The sequence below is a fragment of the Citrobacter sp. MGH100 genome, from assembly GCF_001034465.1.
In the GTDB taxonomy this organism is placed as follows: Bacteria; Pseudomonadota; Gammaproteobacteria; order Enterobacterales; family Enterobacteriaceae; genus Citrobacter; species Citrobacter youngae.
In genome coordinates this window covers 565,785-585,374 of sequence record NZ_KQ089800.1, presented here as the reverse complement: position 1 = coordinate 585,374, position 19,590 = coordinate 565,785, and the positions used below count along the sequence as shown (strand labels likewise).

The following is a 19,590-nucleotide window of genomic DNA, read 5'->3' as shown; positions in this document are numbered from 1 at the left end:
TCGACCCATTCACAGTCTGATAATAAGTTAATGGTGAGTATAAGTAGACCAGTTTTAATTCGATGCATTTTTTGAGATTCATGGTTCTTCGCCCTAAGCAAGAATTCTTCCGGCGTCAGGTTGTTCAGGGATTCATGAGAGCGTTTGCTGTTGTATTAATTCAGCCAGCGCTCTCTGATTCACTAATCACTTTATTGGACAAATTGTCCTGAGGGAGGAAGTAGAATGAAGCTTGAAACAATTCGATTATCTGGTTTCCAATCCTTTGGCCGAGAACCAACCAAACTGACCTTGGAAGATGTTACTTATCTCATTAGTTCTAATGGATCAGGTAAAACAGCGGTACTTCAGGTTTTATTCCGACTGTTTGCGTTTTCTCCAACATTGCGTCGCGTCCAACGTTCAGATGTCCATGTCCCTTTTGATTCCTCCTGAGCGATAGTTGTGGATTGAAGCTGACTTTCTGTTTCACAAAGTTGCAGAGGGCGAGGATCATAGTACCGTAGCTCCTCATTTTTTCCATATGCGACTTGATGAGCCAGAAGGTATTCCACGTATGCGTTTCCGCCTGACTGCAACTATGGGAATAGGTTGGAATATCGAAAAAAACTTAGTATATTTTTTGGATGTCAATGCTGATAGCTCACCTCAAACCATAGCTCAAGTTCCACGAGCAGAGCGTAATAATATCCAAGTTCACTATTGCCAGACGAGATCCTGCGGACCATATCGCTTACGGTGCGAACGCATTCCTTGGACGTTTGCTTAAGCTGTTCGTTGGGATGATCAACGCAGTACAATTAAGGAATTTGCCGATCAGAAAGGCAGAAACCTCGTAACTAATCCTTCCATGAATGCTTTCAGTGAAAGTTTTAAAATGACCAAGCTACCCTACACAAGGGCAAATTTTTCTCTGATCCTAAAATTAAATTTGTTGCTTTGGAAATTGAAGCGATACTACGGCACTTGTCAATTTCATTCACCCCTGGTCATGACGGTTTGCTTGTCGACTTTTCACGTTTGAGCGATGATCAGAAATCGATGCTTTATATTTCTTTGATCCTACCATCTCAGGCGATTGGTAGTGCCGTGCTCGCAGAGGAAGATGTGAATTTTACTGACAAATTGCGCCCTCTAATATTTACACTGGTCGCAGTTGAGGAGCCGGGAATAGCCTTTTACCTAACTACCTGGGGCGTATCGTTAGCATATTGAATACTATGGGGAAGAACACTGATACGCAAGCGTTGATTGCTACCCATGCACATCAATGTTACGACACCGATGGAAAAATCACTTGATGGAAAACGAACCTAGACTCAAAATAATTTAAGATATATTTAATCTGACAGATACTTGCATAAATAATCGGTAACTATCATATCAAGCCTGTTCTAATAGAAACAAAAGCAATCCAAAGCAGATAAACCTATTACCCTAAAATTGATTTTAATCTTTCAGCTATATTAAGCAATTTAGTCAACATAGACACCCTAGTCTTGAATGAGTTTTGTATACCCGCGTAAATATGCATAGTACGTCCCTCTTGAGCATTCTCATCCCAGACTCCATTAACAATATCAGTATATTGTTGAATAAGGTCCCGTAGATCAGAGTACATTAAATCAGGATTGATTTCTCTTATTTCATGAGCATGCGACAGGATATAATCTTCATCGTCCGTAAAATTAAAAAAAACAAAATATGGGTTTTTTGTATCTTTTATTTTAAAAAAATCCAATATCTCTTTATTATCTTCCGGCTCTTTCCATATAGATACCATCATACCCATAGTCCCGGGAGGAAAGCTAGGATACTCATGCTTTCCCGTTTTAGCTTTTACGCAATAAATATTCCATTTATCCCCACTTTGCTCATGAAATGCTTTCCAATAGTCAATGTCATTGATGATTTTTTTTATTATTGGGTGAGCATCCGTATACAATAGAACGCCAAAAGCATTGCGCAAAATATCATTGTCATTACGGTGATAGGTAGCTAATTCAGTCAACCAATTATTCATTTTGAGAATACCGTTTTATGTTATAATAGTTCAAAACTTAAGGGGAATAAGATGAAACAAGATGAAGTAAACGCATATTATATGCCATCAAGCTACACAATGTACATTGATAGCTATGACCCAATAGAAAAGCACACTAATTTTGATAACAAAATTTTCTTTCACGAGTTCACCCACTTCTTACAAGATTTAACGCTACCATATCTAATGCGGCAAGCAACAATAATGAACAATAGTATCTACAATTTTATTGAACAATGCAAAAAAAAGCAAGAAGTAACTGCTCCTTTTTTTTGGCATGATGACTATTATGTGACCTCACAGCAATATGAATATACCTGGGGTGAAGGCAAGTATATCGAAGACTTCGGTTCAATTGTATCTCATAAACAGCAATCTGAGCACTCAATTGGTGATATTGAGATCCACAGATTCACTCTAGAATCATCCAATGGAATTACGTACCCGCTCAGCGCAAGGGATTTCCTGGAATATCTATCTTTATGTTTACAAAATAAAAGATGGAAAAAAATAGAACATATTGACATACCTTACAATATTATAAGATTAACTATAGATTACCTCGGATTCAATATATTATCAGACTCATCAAAAGTACTTTTAATTGAATTTTGCCTTTACAATGACAATCCAGTAGCACAATTGTTTTTTATTCATAAAAACATGAGACAAGATATAATTAGACATGACACAAAAGGCACTTTGCATATTTTTTTAAAAAATCTAGTTTGGAATTCTAAAGGTAACCATTCCTACAATACATCAGAAAAACTAAGGAAAAGAAAAGAACAACTCATTGATTGCTTTTTCTGTTGTTATTCAGATAATAATTTCACTCAATTGAGAGAATGGCTTTTAAACGCTCTAAATTATAAATTTCCAGAAACACATAGTCCGTTTTTATTTCATGAGTTATTCTTGTTAGATCCTTTAACTCTTAAATTTAGACTTGAAGAATTTTTAAATCTCATAAAGATTCCTGTGATAATTAATAAATATAACCACTTTGAGATCTCTGTACCTAACTCTGATTTTTTACATGCAGCTCATTTATTTATACGGGCAACCACAGATTCAGATAAAACATGCCCATTAATCAAGTATAGATTATGTCGAGGAAGTAATAGATATAACTCATGGTGTAAATGCGATTTTTTCCAGACACTTTCATTAAAAGAAAATTGCGTAATGTTTAAGTTCATGTGCATATTTAATATCAATAACTTCCAATTGCAAAGAATATCACTTATATAAAACAAAATTAAAAGCAATTAAATGGCGGAGATGAATATAAAATCTCATTTATATACATTGATTTTTCTTTTAATTCTTACATAAAAATTATGTTGTGACATTGCTGCCATGAGCTCGCACAATAACTACAGTAAGAAGAAATAATGTAAATTATAAAATTAAAAAACTGCCACCTTATATACCATATTTTATAAAATATTATTCCGCCAACATAGGAGATCACATACCCCCCCTCCCTTTATTCAGTACCGGAGCAAAGGTTTCTGGCTTTTCTTCTCTGGAAAAAATAGAGCACCAGACTCCGAAGGAGTTTTTTCGAAGCCTGCAAGAAAGCTCGGATGTCTGATTGAGACTAGCATCTATATCGCGAAAATGTCATGAATAGTTACTTTCAATCTTAAGCTGATACCTTAGCTGGACTGTAATTATCCATGGTGAGAACGAGGCCAGATAGTTCGGGTGTTCATCAGGTTTCATAAAGCTGGATATATATTTATATTCACATTTCTTAATAAAAAACTCTCGTGCTTGCATCGGAAAGGATCTATATTAGCTATTTAGGTTCCTCATTGGGTTTAATGCCCCTAAAGTATTAAATAACTTATAAATTTGGTGGTCATTCTGGTGGTCTTGACAGGTAGCGGATTAAGGTTTAGCTTATTTATTAGCCAGTTACTGGCAAAGGCGATCTCAGTCAGAGGAGCCAAATTTTAGTTTCATGACTTCCCTGTGAGTCCTGAAACGTTTAAAAAAACAAGAAGTTACTCTGACCCGGTTATCCTGAGAAGGACTGCCGGGTTTTTTGACATCCATAGTTTTTGGGGGCCTAATCGGGGGCCTCACGGTTCGTTGAGAAAATGGAGCCCCCACCTATGGCATTAACCGATACCGCTATCCGCAGGATCAAACCCCCGAGAAATCCTTCAAACTCACCGACAGTTCAGGACTCTACCTGCTGATCAAACCTAACGGCTCGAAACTCTGGTATATGAAGTATCGCATCGACGGCAAAGAGAAAAAACTCGCCTTTTGTAGTGGCACAGTAAATTTGGCCCCTACCCGGATGTGTCCCTGTTTAAAGCGCGACAGTTACGTGATGCCGCGCGGGCGAAAATACGTGAGGGGGTCGATCTCTCCGCTGACAAGAAAATCGCGCAACAGAAAAATAAAAACGGTCATACATTCCGCCAGATCGCCATGAACTGGCACGGTGAACACAGGCGCTGGTCTGAACATTATGCGAACACCATCCAGCGCAGGCTGGAAATGTATGTTTTCCCGGATATCGGAGGACAGCCTCATCGATCATATCACCACGGAAACGCTGTTATTTACCCTGCACAAAGTGGAAAACAAGGGCTTTCTGGAGAAAGCCGCGCAGCTGAAAAACTACGTCACCGAGATCATGCGCTATGCGGTGAAAAGGAGTTAATCAAATCAAACCGGACGATGGCGTGCAGTGCGCTGAGTGAGTCGGGATTGTGGAGCAAAGAAGCCATTGAAAAGCAGATGAGCCATCAGGAAAGAAACAGCGTGCGGGCGGCCTATATTCATAAGGCTGAATATCTGGAAGAACGGATCGCGATGATGCAGTGGTGGGCAGATTATCTTGATGCAAATACTGGAGGATATATTTCACCCTATCAGTTTGCCAGTAGGCTGAAAAAAGTGTCGTAATACAACGGGTTATTAAAGGGTAAACGGGTGTTTCCCCTTAAGTACGTTTCAATCCGTGAATTATTTCAGCAGATCAATCAACCGCAGCAGAGCCAGTAACAGCTCCAGTACGGCAATGAGCACAACCAGCTTACGCGTTAGTGTGTCCATTCGCTCTCCTTTTGAAAGGAGCGCAACGCCTGCATCTTACCCTTACACTGCCTGTCAGTGCAGGATTACATCTGCCAGGATTGTATTATCACGCAACGCCGCTCAGGTCGCCATCCGCAGCCTGAGAGCGAAAAATAGAGAACTCTGCCTCACCAGCAGGTTTTTTTATTTTCTGCGATCGGCCTTCCAGAGTGTCTCTTTATGTTGGCGGCTAATCGCGGCATCTTTTAGCTGTACCTGCAAAACCGGGTACCTGGTTAGGTGTTACGCCAGAACAAATCTGGCCGTCCCGTTATCGTAAGCCGGAATATAGCCAGAGCTAAACCGACTCGCCCGATCTTCTGTCAGCTTTGCTGGCGGAAGATCGGGAAAAGACAAGCGAAGCGCGGCAGACTGTCATTCATAAAATTGCGAAAAAATCTACAAACAACTCAATTCCCGAAAAAAAGGTTTCCTCTTTTCATCCGTGTAAAACGGTTGTAATCACCCTCTTGCCCTATGCTGTCGTAGACAGCTCCCGTTGCTTCACAACCTGAAAGAAGCACCTGTTCCGTCAGGACGGTTGATCCCTTTACCGGTGCAGGCCTCTGCAAACACTGGGTCGCAGGACATCGCGGCGGAGGCTCGAAGTTCACACTCAATAGATTTTTTAACCGCGCCAGTTCACCAGCACTCATTTCACACAACTGAAAATTCTACGATTTTCCGGCAAGTTTATACCTGCTGAATTTCAGCGCCTTTTACTTTATGGGCTGCGGCCTGCATTTACCGTAAGGCATTTGCTGCCGCGTGACCGTAAACCTGCACCAGAATCCGCGATCTTTCACACACAGCCCCTGCTTTCGGGGTTCCAGCACTCATTCCCGCATCTGACACGCCTTTTGAAGGATACGTTGCCCCTTCTCCCGCTTGCCCCTCTTATGCATTCCGTTAATAAATATAATCATCAATATAAATAACATAAAACTATCGTTTATCAAAAATCGATCGGTAAAGACTATTAATTGCATTCCGTGTGACATTAATCACAAAACTGGGGTACTCAATGTTTATTATTTACTGCATAGCAAAGCATATAGTTTTATTGCAAGAGAATGATCTCATCATGCGGTAAAATTTTTTACTTATGCAATCTTTGGAGGTAATTATTTTGCCATGGAAAGACCCATCATCAAATGCATTTTTTAGCTGGATTTACATAATATTATTCGGCGCGTGGGGAGGTTTTGTTAGATATCTCCTTGACGTTAAATCTGGCCGGTCGGGAAGAAATTTATTTTCGGCGTTAGCACAAATTATAGTATCAGGATTTACCGGCGTGCTTTCTGGATTGATGTCACAAAGTCTTGGAACAGTATTTCATACTACGCTTGCAATCAGCGGTATATCAGGTGCAATGGGCGTTGTTGCCCTTAATTATTACTGGAAAAAAATTTCTGGAGATAGCAATGATAAATCATGAATTCAGTAAAACATCTGAAAAGAATCTTAAAGGCGTACATAAGGATCTTTCTGATGTGATGAGAAGAGCATTGAAATTATCACCTATCGATTTTGGTATTTCAGAAGGGTTAAGAAACCAAAAGAGGCAGCTTGAGTTATTGGCATCAGGAAAATCATTAACGTCAAAAAGCAGGCATTTAACGGGACACGCCGTCGATATATTCGCAGTCATAAACGGTACAGCATCATGGGAGTTTAAGCATTACCAGACAATTGCAACGGCTGTGTTTCAGGCAGCCAAAGAGCTAGCTATTGACGTTGAATGGGGGGGTAACTGGGCGGAAATTAAGGATGGCGTTCATTTTCAACTCTCACGAAAAATGTACCCAGAATAGCATCTACCGTGTTTAGCAGACCTACTCAAACGGATAATACGACATACCAACATTGGCAGGGTGATTAACCTCACTCCCGTTTAGACAGCTATTTTACAAAAGGAGGGTTATAATAAAAATCAGTTTTTAATTACCACAACACTAAGTTATAAATCAGGCATTTATTTTCTCGCTGTTTTTATTATCGACACATTTATGCCCTGATAGAAAATCGCATCTATATTTTATTGAATCAACCCAAAAGGAATAAAATCATGACAATTACTTATGTTAAAACTGAACTTGCACCAGCCGATAATCAGCTCGCTGCATATATTTATTTTACCTCAGATACACCAGTAAGCTATTCTTACACTGTATCAAAAAGGACAACCAGTTCAACCAGCGTAGATTTTACCTATACATCGGATCTGATTTATGGTGTCTCTCAAACCATAAAAATCCCTGTTATTGGCCTTTATGCACAATATGCAAACAACGTCCAGGTTGTGTTTAAGGATGAAACTGGAACTGAAGTTTTCAATCAACCATTCTCTATTAGCACGGTAGATCAGGTTTATGACAAGTCGGTTATCTTCCATCTCGATATTGAACAAACAGATCCTGTGTTATTTACATCTGTATGGGGAAATAGTTGGTTAATGCAATCTACTGGCCGTGGTTACGACCAAAATGGTGACCTGCGCTTTAACTTTGTATCGCTTTATCATCTCCAGCCGTTGAGAATTCACAATGGTTACATCTATACGGGTAGCGATGAAGATATGTCGTGGTACGGTCGTCGTTTTTTCAAAATTGACATCCTCGGCAATGTCATCTTTGAATACGACATGCGTGATTCTAATGGCAATCATTATTCAAACACTCACGATTTAGTCTGGGACTCAGCCGGCGATGTTTATATGTTTGGCAACGACAGCCCCAACCGGATAACCAATACGATGGGACAAGATTCGTTAGTTCTAAAATTCAACGATCAGACCGGGAAAATGATTTGGGCAAAAAATTACACTAGCGAGTATAGCGGATCTCAAATTTTAAATAATAGCACTCCGAATGATATTCATTTAAACTCACTTTCATGGGTCGCAAGTAGTCCAAATAATGAGGAGGCAGTGATTGTTCACTCCCGTTCAACGAGTACGACTTTTGGCATATCTATCGTTGATGGTAGTATCTTGTGGGTAATCAACACCGGTAATTTTAACCCTCAATTCCCGGTAAACCCAGAAACTATTCATATTGACACTACTGGTATTACTAACTATGAAAATGGTGCTCACACAGTGTGCACCACTAATAACAGTGCATTTGCAGCGAATATCGACTCAACCGTGGGGAAATTCGTTTTATCTGTCTTTGATAACAGATCTTGTCTTGATACGGATGAACATCCTGTTATTCGCCCGATAAATGACGATGCGACAACCGATACCTATTCAACACCTCCTGCTCGTATTCTATTCTATGCTGTAGATTTAGCCGCCAAAACAGCAGTGGAAATTCACACACCAATTGAATTACCAACAACCCCCATCGTCCAGTGGACTGACTTTATGGGCGGCGTTTTTGACCATGATGATTACTTTGCTATTTTTACCAACCATGCTCGTTCATTCTTTATCTCCGATGTGAACGGCAATATGATTGCTACTATCTACGATGTCATTTCTCTACCTGATGGCGCACCTCAATTCCCTGCGGAGGCCTATCGTGCAAGATTATTTAATGAAACAGAGTTGTCTGAATTAATCACTACAGCATCAATTACTGTAAATTAATAAAAGTATATAATTATAAAAGATAGCAGAAATTGAATATCATATTTTAATAACTGATTATTCTAACTGCATATCTTAAAAGGGTTCATGTATCCACATGAACCCTTTAAGATATACTAAATATTGTCACCTTTAAATAAGTAGGCCAGCAGTAACCTGTCAGACAGACTGCTGCTTGCTGTGAACTATCGCCATTGCTCATATTTTTTATCGCTATGATATTCACCAAGTACATGGGAAATTTTGACAGGCAATACAGATGGGTTATTCTGTGTTGTCACCGAGGACATTTAGCCGACACTAATCGCCAGAAGGCGCTATTGTAAGTTTTCCGTTATAGTCATGCGCCAGGGAAAGAAGAATTTGCGTTACGCTCCCTGCAGATAATTGGGCACTGTGGGTAAAACTCGTTTGTTTGTATAGCCAGTGGATAAAGTGCCTACTAGCCGTTAAAGAGAGTATTTTCGCGTTGCTGCTATCCCCCCCCGTCAATGGGCAAACCATCTTACGGTTTGTTCCCTGCACCCAAAGCTGCCACTGGTTTTGCCACCAGCCATGCTGTGTTGTTCTCTGAAAACTCCAGGGTACATAAATATCACTATCATTTATTTCCTCTTCTATAAACCAAAGCTCACCTTGCCGTTGGCGAAACAGTTCTGCCCAAACAGTAATGACGGCTCCCCGAAGAAAGCATTCGTGTGAAATAACATGCTTCTTTACCTTAGGAAAAAAGATGTTCAGTACTCGAAAATGCCCGTGAGCCGTGATAACAGGACGCAGAATAGCACCTCTGGCGTTGCGTTTGAGAATCGCACTTCCATATTGAATTTCATCAAACTGACTCCTACGTAGGAATTGCGTCTCGCGCATATCAACGCGATTTACGATATCACTATGATGCAAATCAGGCTCAGCATTCCCGTGCCAGCGATACCGTAAAGTCTCACCAACATAATGCTGAGTAAAATTTGTGGAGATATGCAGAACATTACCGCAGACGGCATCAAAACTGAGTAGAACATACAGTTTCTGTTCTGCACTGCCCCCCTGGAACGGCACAACTAGTGAAACAGTTTCAATTCGTTCTGGGGGGACTATTTTTCTTTGTTCTTGCTGTTTGGGCGTCCAGACTTTTCTGCAGACTCGGCATTGAACGCGCTGTGTTCCCTGTGGGTTATGACCATAACAAATAATTTCTTTGCGATAACATTCAGGACAAAAATGACCGTTTTCTGAAGCATAGGCACTTAAGTGAACAGACAGCCATTCATTAAATTGCTGTTCATCAAACAGCGGGGGATAACTCCCGCATGCTCGACAGTGTAATGCAGGAAATCCCAGTCTGTAGTCTGGCCAACTGAAATCTGCACATGCCCATATGGGTTGCCCTAAATTGCGGCAACCATACGATTTACAGGTATTGATCGTAAACTGAGTCAATTTAAGTCACCAACGATTTAAACAGGTCGTTGATTTTAGCGAGTAACTCCAGACTACTTTTGTGAAAAAAATCACACATCATGTAAATATTTTCACATATAAAAACAATCCTAAACGTAATTTGATAATTTTTTAACTAACTAAAGGTGACTGATTGTGAAGGTGAAAGTAATTGCAGCAAGCATTCTGTTGACGCTACCGCTTTGGGCTTGCGCCAAGGATATAACCATCATTTATACCAATGATCTGCATGCTCATGTAGAACCTTATAAGATTCCCTATATTGCGGACGGAAAACGCGATATCGGTGGCTGGGCAAATATCACAACCCTGGTTAAACAGGAAAAAGCAAAAAGTAAAGCAACATGGTTTTTTGATGCTGGAGATTATTTTACCGGTCCATATATCAGTAGCCTGACGAAGGGAAAGGCAATAATTGATATTATGAATACAATGCCATTTGATGCAGTTACAATGGGAAATCACGAATTCGATCATGGCTGGGATAATACATTATTACAGCTTAGCCAGGCGAAATTCCCAATTGTACAGGGCAATATATTTTATCAGAACAGCGACAAAGCATTCTGGGATAAGCCTTATACCATCATCGAAAAAGATGGCGTGAAAATTGGCGTCATTGGTTTGCACGGCGTGTTTGCCTTCAATGATACCGTTTCTGCGGCGACGCGCGTAGGTATTGAAGCCAGGGATGAAATTAAGTGGTTGCAGCGCTATCTCGACGAACTGAAAGGTAAAGTCGATTTGACCGTGCTGCTTGTCCATGAGGGAACACCAGCCCGTCAGTCCAGTATAGGGGGCACCGATGTACGTCGTGCTCTGGATAAAGACATCAAGACCGCAAGCCAAGTTAAAGGACTGGACATTCTGATTACCGGACACGCACATGTCGGTACGCCGGAACCGATTAAAGTAGGTAATACACTTATCCTCTCGACCGATAGCGGCGGTATTGATGTGGGTAAACTTGTGCTGGATTACCAAAATAAGCCGCATAACTTCACGGTGAAAAATTTCGAGCTTAAAACCATTTACGCAGATGAATGGAAACCCGATCCACAAACGAAATCGGTGATCGACAACTGGAATAAGAAACTTGATGAAGTGGTGCAACAAACAGTGGGACAGTCGCCGGTTGAATTGACACGCGCCTATGGCGAATCGGCTCCGCTAGGGAATCTGGCTGCGGATGCTTTGCTGGCGGCAGCAGGTAAAAATACACAACTGGCTTTAACTAATTCAGGTGGCATCCGCACTGAGTTACCGGCGGGCGCGATTACTATGGGTGGAGTCATCAGTGTGTACCCGTTCCCCAACGAGCTGGCAACGATGGATCTCACCGGTAAACAATTGCGTAGCTTGATGGAACATGGCGCAAGTTTAACTAATGGCGTTTTGCAGGTATCTAAAGGCCTGGAAATGAAGTACGACAGTAGTAAACCAATCGGCCAACGGGTCGCCGAACTGACTCTTAATGGCAAACCAATTGAGGATGCGACGGTTTACCATATTGCCACCCAGAGCTTCCTTGCTGATGGTGGCGATGGTTTTACCACATTTACTGAGGGTAAATCGCGTAATACAACAGGCGGTTACTATGTTTCTAACGCGGTGATTGATTATTTCAAAGCAGGCAACACCATCACGGATGAACAGATCAAAGGTATGCGCGTTGCTGATGTGAAAAAATAATCTCCTTTTAGATTATTTAGTGAAACAGAATTATCTGGCTTAATCACAACGGCATCGATGCCTGTAAATTAACAAGCAAAGATCAAATAAAGCGCTAGAACATTAGTTATTTGAGCATTATTGATTCAACCGCAGATGAAAAAGGATTCATGTGTTCACATGAATCCTTTTGAAAGCACCACTAAATTTTATATAACCAAATGGAAACTAGTTATGCAAATAATAACAAAACTTAGTCTGATTACATTGTGCTTATCCGCAACGTTAGCTGCACCAATTAGTGCAAAGGATGTGACTATTTATTACACCAACGATTTACATGCCCATGTTTCCCCGGGAAAAATCCCCGCCGTTGATAAAAACCGAGCCGTAGGTGGTTTTGCTAACATTGCAACCATCGTTAATGATGCCAAGAAAAAAAGCAAAGATGTATTTTTCTTTGATGCGGGTGATTATTTTACTGGTCCATATATAAGCACCTTAACCAAAGGCGAAGCAATTATTGATATTATGAATACCATGCCTTTTGATGCTGTGTCGGTGGGGAACCATGAATTTGACCATGGCGTCGAAAATATGGTTAAGCAGCTATCAAAAGCGAACTTCCCAGTTTTACTGGGCAACGTTTTTTATACTGATAGTGATAAACCTGTCTGGAATAAACCCTGGACAATTGTCGAAAAGGACGGCATAAAAATTGGCGTAATCGGAGTACATGGAAAATTTGCGTTTTATGACACTATTGCAGCTAAGGCTTACGCTGGCTCAGAGGCTCGTGATGAAGTGCCTTACATTCAAAAAGGGCTTGATGCATTAAAGGGTAAAGTCGACATCATCGTGCTACTCATCCACGAAGGGACACCAGCGCGTCAGTCAAGCTATGGAAATAAAGATGTTGCCAGAATGCTGCAGGCCGATATCGATACCGCAAAGAAATTTAAAGGTATTGATGTACTTATCACTGGACATGCGCATGTGGGTACACCAGAGCCGATTAAAGTCAATGACACACTTGTTGTTTCAACAGATGCGTATGGTACCGATATTGGTAAGTTAGTCCTGGACTTTAACCCCAGGACTAAAAAAATTGATGGCTATAACGGCAAGTTAATCACTGTATTTGCTGATGAATATAAGCCCGATCCAAAGGTCCAGGCCAGGATTGATGTGTGGAATACTAAACTGAAAAGCATCACCGACCAGGTTATTGGATCGACAACGGCACCGTTCACCCGTGCTTACGGTGAATCCTCACCGATGGGTAATTTAGTTCTCGACGCCATGATGGCCAAAGCACCAGATGCCGTCCTGGGATTACAAAACAGCGGTGGGTTGCGTGCCGATTTTCCACAGGGAAAATTGAAATATGGTGATGTAATTACGACCTTCCCGTTTAATAACGATCTTGTCGAAATGGATCTTACCGGAAAGGATCTTATTAATTTAATGACCCACGCCACTAACCTTACCAACGGGGTTTTGCAGGTGTCAAAAAGTGTCCATGCTGTATATGACAGTAAAAAACCGTTGGGTGAGCGGGTTGTTAAATTCACCATTAATAATCAACCTGTAGAACCTGCCAAAACATATCGGGTTGTTACACATTCATTTTGTGCGACCGGTGGTGATGGGTTTGAAGCTTTCTTAAACGGCACGAATGTCAAAACTATTAACAGCACCAGTTCTTCAGAGTCAATCATTGATTACATTAAGTCCAGTAGCCCATTAAAACCGGATCTGGAAATGAGGGTGGTTGATGTAAGCTCGGCTAAATAATCTCAATTAATTAGCGACAGATATATTTTTGCCCAACTGCATTTTAAATATATAAAACATATAATGCTATTTTTATACTGGGAATTATTTACATTTTCTTTTTAAAGATGGCATTTTAAAAAAACCTCAACAGAAGGATTCTGTTTATGTTAAAGAAGAATGAAGTATTTTTATTGGGAACACTTTTATCATTACCAATGGTAACACTTGCAGAGACAGGAAATGATGAATATCTGTCAGACTGGTGGCATCAAAGTATTAACCTGGTGGGAAGCAACTCTACACGCTTTGGGCCACAAAAACGAGCTGATTTATATCCAGAATATCGAGCATGGGCGCATAAGGATTGGTTCGATTTCTATGGTTATGCAGATTTACCTAAGTTTTTCGGTTTAGGAAATGTTAACGACAAAGGTATTTGGGATAATGGTTCTCCATTTTTTATGGAAATAGAACCTCGTTTTAGCATCGATAAATTAACAGGACTCGACTTAAGTTTTGGTCCATTTAAAGAATGGTATTTTGCCCACAACTATATCTATGATGCAGGTAGTAATGAAGGACAACGTCAGAGTACCTGGTACATGGGATTAGGTACTGATATTGACACTGGATTGCCGATGTCTTTATCTGCAGATATCTATGCGAAATATCAGGGGAATAATTATAACGCTGCCAATGAAAATGAGTGGGATGGATATCGTTTTAAATTAAAATATGTTATTCCAATTACTCAGTTTTGGGGCGGAAAGTTAAATTATGTAGGTTTTACTAATTTTGATTTCGGTTCGGATTTAAAAGAAAAATCAGGTGGCAAGCAACAATTTTACTCTCGAACCAATAGCTCGATAGTAACCACTAATGTATTGGCATTAGTTTATCCTCACTGGAGTTACAGTGCGAGCTTCCGTTATTTCTATCATGGTGGACAATTTGAAGAAGGTAGTAAAGCATTTAATACCAATGGAGGAGCAGTCTCTATAGATTCAACAGGATGGGCATATTATTTGTCCGTGGGTTACACGTTTTAATTAAAACAAATAAAGTGGTTGGTCATCGATTTTTTAAGAGATAGTTGATTCGACTGCAAATGGTAAAAGGTTCATGGGCATGCATGAACCTTTTATCTAAATGTCATACTTTATATACCTAAAAGGAACTAATTATGAAGATGAAAATAATTGCTGCGGGTATTCTATCGACACTCTCGCTCTGGGCGAATGCCAAAGATGTCACTATTATTTACACCAATGATCTCCATGCTCATGTTGATAGTTACAAACTCCCGTATATCGCAGATGGTAAACGAGATATCGGCGGCTGGGCAAATATCACTACCATGGTTAAACAGGAAAAAGCAAAAAATAAATCCACTTTTTATTTTGATGCTGGAGACTATTTTACCGGACCATATATCAGCAGTTTAACCAAGGGGGAGGCAATAATTGATATTATGAGGACTATGCCCTTTGATGCGGTATCCATCGGTAATCATGAGTTTGACCATGGCTGGGATAACCTCTTGCGCCAGTTAAGTAAGGCGAACTTCCCTGTTCTGTTAGGGAATGTGTTCCATAAAGACAGCGAGATACCTTTCTGGAACAAGCCCTATACTATACTGGAAAAAGATGGTGTCAAAATTGGTGTTATTGGGCTGCACGGTGTGTTTGCATTTAATGACACGATTTCAGAACTCTCAATACAGGGCCTCGATAACAATAATAACAATCGTTTTGATAAATCAGCCGCAGCCCTTAAAAACCAGGGGATAGAAGCGCGTGATGAGGTAAAATATCTGCAGCACTACCTGGATGAGTTACGTGATAAAGTTGATATCACCGTTGCTCTCGTTCACGAAGGTGTCCCGGCACGCCAGTCCAGTATTGGTAATACAGATGTCAGACGTGCGCTGGATAAGGATATTCAGACAGCAAGCCAAGTGAAAGGGCTTGATATCCTCATCACCGGACACGCTCACGTAGGGACACCAGAACCGATCAAAGTTGGGAACACGTTAATTCTTTCTACTGACAGTGGCGGTATTGACATTGGTAAACTGGTACTCGATGTTAACCCAGCAACCAATACTCATGAAGTAAAAAGCTTCGAACTGAAAACAATTTATGCTGATGAATGGGTACCTGATCCAACAACCCAGAAAGTTATCGATGGCTGGAATAAAAAACTTACAGATATCGTGCGCCAACCAGTAGGTGAGTCACCTATCATGTTAACCCGTGCCTATGGTGAATCCTCACAACTTGGTAACTTGTTTACGGATGCAATGCTGGTTGCTGCACCGAAAGCACAGATCGCACTGATTAATTCCGGCAGTTTACGCGCGGATATAAATGCTGGCTCGATTACCTTTGGCGACATTACCAGTACATTCCCCTTCAAGAATGAGCTTACAGAGATGGATCTCAGTGGCAAGGATTTACGTAATCTGATGGAACATGGAGCATCACTCACGAATGGCATACTACAAATGTCAAAAGGTGCTGAAATGCATTATATCCCGCAAAAACCAGTCGGCCAGCGAATAGCATCTCTCACTATCAATGGCAAAGCGATTGTGGACACGGAGACTTATCATGTAGCAACGACAACATTCCTTGCGCTGGGAGGGGATGGTTTTCTGGCCTTTAAAGAAGGTAAAAATGTGCAAGTTCGTGCCGGGCATAATATGTCCGATGTCGTGATTGACTATCTGAAATCAGGGCACAAAATCGTTCCTGCACAAGTTAATGAAATGCGAGTCGAAGTTATTAAGCAATAAAAGATAAATATTGATGATGCAATCCATTTTATGGATTGCATCACTTCCTTGCATATTACAAAACAAATAAAAATAAAGTGATGAAAACGATAATGAAAAATTGCCATGTGATGACCCCCCCCACCAGTGCATCCTGCAATTCACGTTGTACGTACTGCTTCAAGGCGCAACCCTGCCCGAACGGTATGGATATAGATGATGTGACGCTTCAACTATTTATTCGCCAGCAAATTGATACCCAGGAAACTGGCGATGTGATTTTTACCTGGCAGGGAAATGAACCAACGCTTGACAGATTTAACTTTTTTAAACGAGTTATCGAGCTGCAACAGCAATTTGCACAAGGTAAAAACATTATCAACACATTGCTAATCGACGGCATTCTGCTGGATGATAGCTGGTGTGAGCTATTCAAGAAAAATCAGTTTCTGATTAGTATTGCAGTGGATGACGATATTTCGTTGCAAGACAGTGTCTGCAAAACGACTTCTGGTAAACCTCTATATCATCTGATTGAAGAGGCCGTGAGGTTGCTGCAAAAACACGATCTTGAATTTAGTACGCGGACTGTCATTAACGCCATGAATAGCCAGAACCCGTTGCGACTCTATCATTATCTGAAGAATCTTGGCAGTCGCCACATGCAGTTTATCCCCTTACTTGAACCTCTTACGCAAGGTGGTGTGGATGCACGAAGCCTTACGCCCGCGGCATTAGGGACTTTTTTAAAAACGCTTTTTTACAGCTGGGTACGTCTGGATATCGGAACAATTAAAATCCCCATTTTTGAGCACGCTTTCGCTGCGTGGTGTGGGTTGCCTGCACCGACCTGTGCTTTTGCGCTCTTTGGTGATAGCGTGTTCGCATCGAAAATAAACGATGATTTGTACGAGTGCGATTGCCTGGTTAATCCAAAAACTTTGCTGAGTAACAACCATCAACCTGTTATAACTACGATGCTAAAAAGCACTGAAAATCAAATAATTGAGCAGAACAAGCCGCTACTGGTAGCAGAGTGTATGAGTTGCAAAGTGAAATTTGCCTGCCATGGCGGTTGCCCAAAAGATCGCGTTGTGCTTTCTGAACGCGGCATCCCGGAGCTCAATTATTATTGCGAAAGCTATCAGGTTTTTTTCACTTATATTGAGCCCTATATGTTAATGATGAAAGCTTTGTGGGAACAAAACTATGCACCTTCCGATATTCGTCAGTATTTGTCCTGACATGATTCTCAATACGTGGTGATGGATGAAACAGCCGCACCGACAGTATTTTGCAATACCAGGGCTATTTTAGCGTCCGGGATTTGATTAATCCCGGAAGTAGGCGTTTTAGTGTTCGCGGAACTGCTAACATAAATCAATGTAATTCATCCGCTACTTCACAACACCCTGCATCCCCACAAACAAATGGTGGTCATTCTGATGGTCTTGACAAAACAAGATTTCTGATCTAGTTCCCAGTCAGTTAATGACTAAGGCGATCCCAGTCAGAGGATCCAAATTTAAGAGGCCCGTTTAAGGAAACTTAAGCGGGCTTTTTGCTTATTAATTTCTTCAATCGTCTTATTTTTCATCTTGCCCTCTTGTAAGGGATAAAATCGTTTTATCTTCTCGTCTGTCGCGGTAGTCTCATTACAGTCGTTTATATCTCGACTGCAATGTGCGTAACCTAACTCCAAGACTAATAATTAAAAAACAGTACAGACAGGATAACTATGGATTCCACCCTCACCTCCACGGGTCCCCAGCAGGACACCTCATCGCTTAACCGTGCCCGACGTGCCGCACTCGGCAGCTTCGCGGGTGCCGTGGTCGATTGGTATGATTTTCTGCTTTATGGCATCACCGCCGCGCTGGTTTTTAATCGCGAGTTCTTCCCGCAGGTCAGCCCGGCGATGGGTACACTTGCCGCATTTGCCACCTTTGGCGTCGGATTTTTGTTCCGTCCGTTAGGCGGGGTGATCTTCGGTCACTTCGGCGATCGCCTGGGTCGCAAACGAATGCTGATGCTCACCGTCTGGATGATGGGCATTGCCACAGCGTTGATTGGTATTATTCCCTCTTTTGACACCATCGGCTGGTGGGCCCCGGTTCTTCTGGTTACGCTGCGCGCCATTCAGGGATTCGCCGTTGGCGGTGAATGGGGCGGCGCGGCGCTACTCTCCGTCGAAAGCGCACCAAAAAACAAAAAAGCATTCTACAGCAGCGGCGTTCAGGTGGGTTATGGCGTCGGCCTGCTGCTCTCGACAGGACTGGTTTCGCTAATCAGTTCTCAAACGACCGATGAGCAGTTTCTGCGTTGGGGCTGGCGCATCCCGTTCCTGTTCAGCATTGTGCTGGTTCTGGGCGCATTATGGATGCGTAACCGAATGGAAGAGTCGGCAGAGTTTGAACAGCAAAAACAACAGCAGACGCAAACCAAAAAACGCCTGCCGGTTGTCGAAGCGCTGGCCCGGCACCCAGGGGCATTTTTGAAAATTATCGCCCTGCGCCTGTGTGAACTGTTGACCATGTACATCGTCACCGCGTTTGCCCTGAATTATTCCACGCAAAATCTGGGGCTACCGCGCGAACTTTTTCTCAATATCGGGCTGCTAGTCGGTGGATTGAGTTGCCTGACCATCCCCTGCTTCGCCTGGCTTGCCGACCGATTTGGCCGCCGCCGGGTCTACATTATCGGTGCCCTGGTCGGTACGCTGAGCGCCTTCCCGTTCTTCATGGCCCTGGAAGCGCAGTCCCTCTTCTGGATAGTGTTCTTCGCGATTATGCTGGCCAACATTGCGCACGATATGGTGGTCTGCGTACAGCAGCCTATGTTTACCGGCCTGTTTGGCGCAAGCTATCGCTACAGTGGCGCGGGCGTGGGTTATCAGGTTGCCAGCGTTGTCGGCGGTGGTTTTACGCCTTTTATTGCCGCTGCATTAGTGACTTTCTCCGGTGGCGACTGGCACAGCGTGGCCATTTACCTGATGGCCGGATGCCTTATTTCGGCCGTCACCGCAATGCTGATGAGAGATAAGCAACACGCGTAAACCTTTGTGCGAAGGCCATCGGGTCTTCGCATAATCTTCCTCAACGTCTGACTTTTGTTTCACATTCCTGTGACATACTATCGGGAGAGCAGTACATCTGTGGA

General features: G+C 41.9%; 13 protein-coding genes and 4 pseudogenes. 14 read left to right on the top strand and 3 right to left on the bottom strand.

What is annotated here, in order from left to right; translation table 11 throughout:
• Positions 1-68 precede the first annotated feature (68 nt).
• Positions 69-179, bottom strand: a pseudogene (locus SK32_RS26660) (IS3 family transposase); the annotation flags it as partial.
• A gap of 46 nt (positions 180-225) precedes the next feature.
• Here SK32_RS26660 and SK32_RS26190 point away from each other — a divergent pair.
• A complete protein-coding gene (locus tag SK32_RS26190; protein ID WP_197081307.1) occupies positions 226-435 on the top strand; it encodes a hypothetical protein in 210 nt (69 codons plus the stop codon).
• Between the two features lie 997 nt (positions 436-1,432).
• On the opposite strand, the gene SK32_RS02710 is transcribed toward SK32_RS26190, so the two are convergent.
• Complete coding sequence (locus tag SK32_RS02710; RefSeq protein ID WP_048211249.1) at positions 1,433-2,023, bottom strand: hypothetical protein; 591 nt, start codon at positions 2,021-2,023, stop codon at positions 1,433-1,435.
• A gap of 51 nt (positions 2,024-2,074) precedes the next feature.
• Between SK32_RS02710 and SK32_RS26185 the strand changes: the two genes are divergently transcribed.
• The 7 genes and pseudogenes from SK32_RS26185 (at position 2,075) to SK32_RS02690 (ending at position 8,744) form a co-directional block, all read left to right on the top strand.
• Positions 2,075-3,298 (top strand): hypothetical protein, encoded by a 1,224-nt coding sequence (locus tag SK32_RS26185; protein WP_048211248.1) that lies wholly within the window; start codon positions 2,075-2,077, stop codon positions 3,296-3,298.
• Positions 3,299-4,170: 872 nt separating this feature from the next.
• Positions 4,171-4,335: pseudogene (locus SK32_RS26655) on the top strand (Arm DNA-binding domain-containing protein); the annotation flags it as partial.
• A 28-nt stretch (positions 4,336-4,363) separates the two neighbouring features.
• Positions 4,364-4,543: pseudogene (locus SK32_RS26650) on the top strand (integrase); the annotation flags it as partial.
• A gap of 198 nt (positions 4,544-4,741) precedes the next feature.
• Positions 4,742-4,975: pseudogene (locus SK32_RS26645) on the top strand (integrase); the annotation flags it as partial.
• A gap of 1,276 nt (positions 4,976-6,251) precedes the next feature.
• Positions 6,252-6,587, top strand: a complete 336-nt coding sequence (locus SK32_RS24180; RefSeq protein ID WP_075551363.1) for a phage holin family protein — start codon at positions 6,252-6,254, stop codon at positions 6,585-6,587.
• Positions 6,574-6,963 carry a M15 family metallopeptidase gene (locus tag SK32_RS02695; RefSeq protein WP_048211247.1) on the top strand — a complete coding sequence of 130 codons (390 nt, stop codon included), beginning with the start codon at positions 6,574-6,576 and terminating at the stop codon, positions 6,961-6,963. The genes SK32_RS24180 and SK32_RS02695 overlap by 14 nt, the downstream gene beginning before the upstream one ends.
• Positions 6,964-7,217: 254 nt before the next feature.
• Positions 7,218-8,744, top strand: a complete 1,527-nt coding sequence (locus SK32_RS02690; protein WP_048211246.1) for an aryl-sulfate sulfotransferase N-terminal domain-containing protein — start codon at positions 7,218-7,220, stop codon at positions 8,742-8,744.
• A gap of 300 nt (positions 8,745-9,044) precedes the next feature.
• Here SK32_RS02690 and SK32_RS02685 read toward each other — a convergent pair whose 3' ends face one another.
• A complete protein-coding gene (locus SK32_RS02685) occupies positions 9,045-10,184 on the bottom strand; it encodes a hypothetical protein (RefSeq protein ID WP_048211245.1) in 1,140 nt (379 codons plus the stop codon).
• Positions 10,185-10,340: 156 nt separating this feature from the next.
• Here SK32_RS02685 and SK32_RS02680 point away from each other — a divergent pair, with 156 nt between their 5' ends.
• The 6 genes from SK32_RS02680 (at position 10,341) to shiA (ending at position 19,486) form a co-directional block, all read left to right on the top strand.
• A complete protein-coding gene (locus tag SK32_RS02680) occupies positions 10,341-11,897 on the top strand; it encodes a bifunctional metallophosphatase/5'-nucleotidase (RefSeq protein WP_005127787.1) in 1,557 nt (518 codons plus the stop codon).
• 213 nt (positions 11,898-12,110) lie between these two features.
• Positions 12,111-13,673 carry a bifunctional metallophosphatase/5'-nucleotidase gene (locus SK32_RS02675; protein ID WP_048212564.1) on the top strand — a complete coding sequence of 521 codons (1,563 nt, stop codon included), beginning with the start codon at positions 12,111-12,113 and terminating at the stop codon, positions 13,671-13,673.
• Positions 13,674-13,819: 146 nt separating this feature from the next.
• Complete coding sequence (locus tag SK32_RS02670) at positions 13,820-14,704, top strand: nucleoside-specific channel-forming protein Tsx (RefSeq protein ID WP_040230701.1); 885 nt, start codon at positions 13,820-13,822, stop codon at positions 14,702-14,704.
• A 134-nt stretch (positions 14,705-14,838) separates the two neighbouring features.
• Positions 14,839-16,452 (top strand): bifunctional metallophosphatase/5'-nucleotidase, encoded by a 1,614-nt coding sequence (locus SK32_RS02665; RefSeq protein WP_005128983.1) that lies wholly within the window; start codon positions 14,839-14,841, stop codon positions 16,450-16,452.
• A gap of 80 nt (positions 16,453-16,532) precedes the next feature.
• The gene (locus tag SK32_RS02660) at positions 16,533-17,675 is read left to right on the top strand and encodes a radical SAM/SPASM domain-containing protein (RefSeq protein ID WP_323530599.1); all 1,143 of its coding nucleotides are present in this window, start codon (positions 16,533-16,535) and stop codon (positions 17,673-17,675) included.
• Between the two features lie 494 nt (positions 17,676-18,169).
• Positions 18,170-19,486 carry a shikimate transporter gene (gene shiA, locus SK32_RS02655; RefSeq protein ID WP_040230699.1) on the top strand — a complete coding sequence of 439 codons (1,317 nt, stop codon included), beginning with the start codon at positions 18,170-18,172 and terminating at the stop codon, positions 19,484-19,486.
• Positions 19,487-19,590 lie beyond the last annotated feature (104 nt).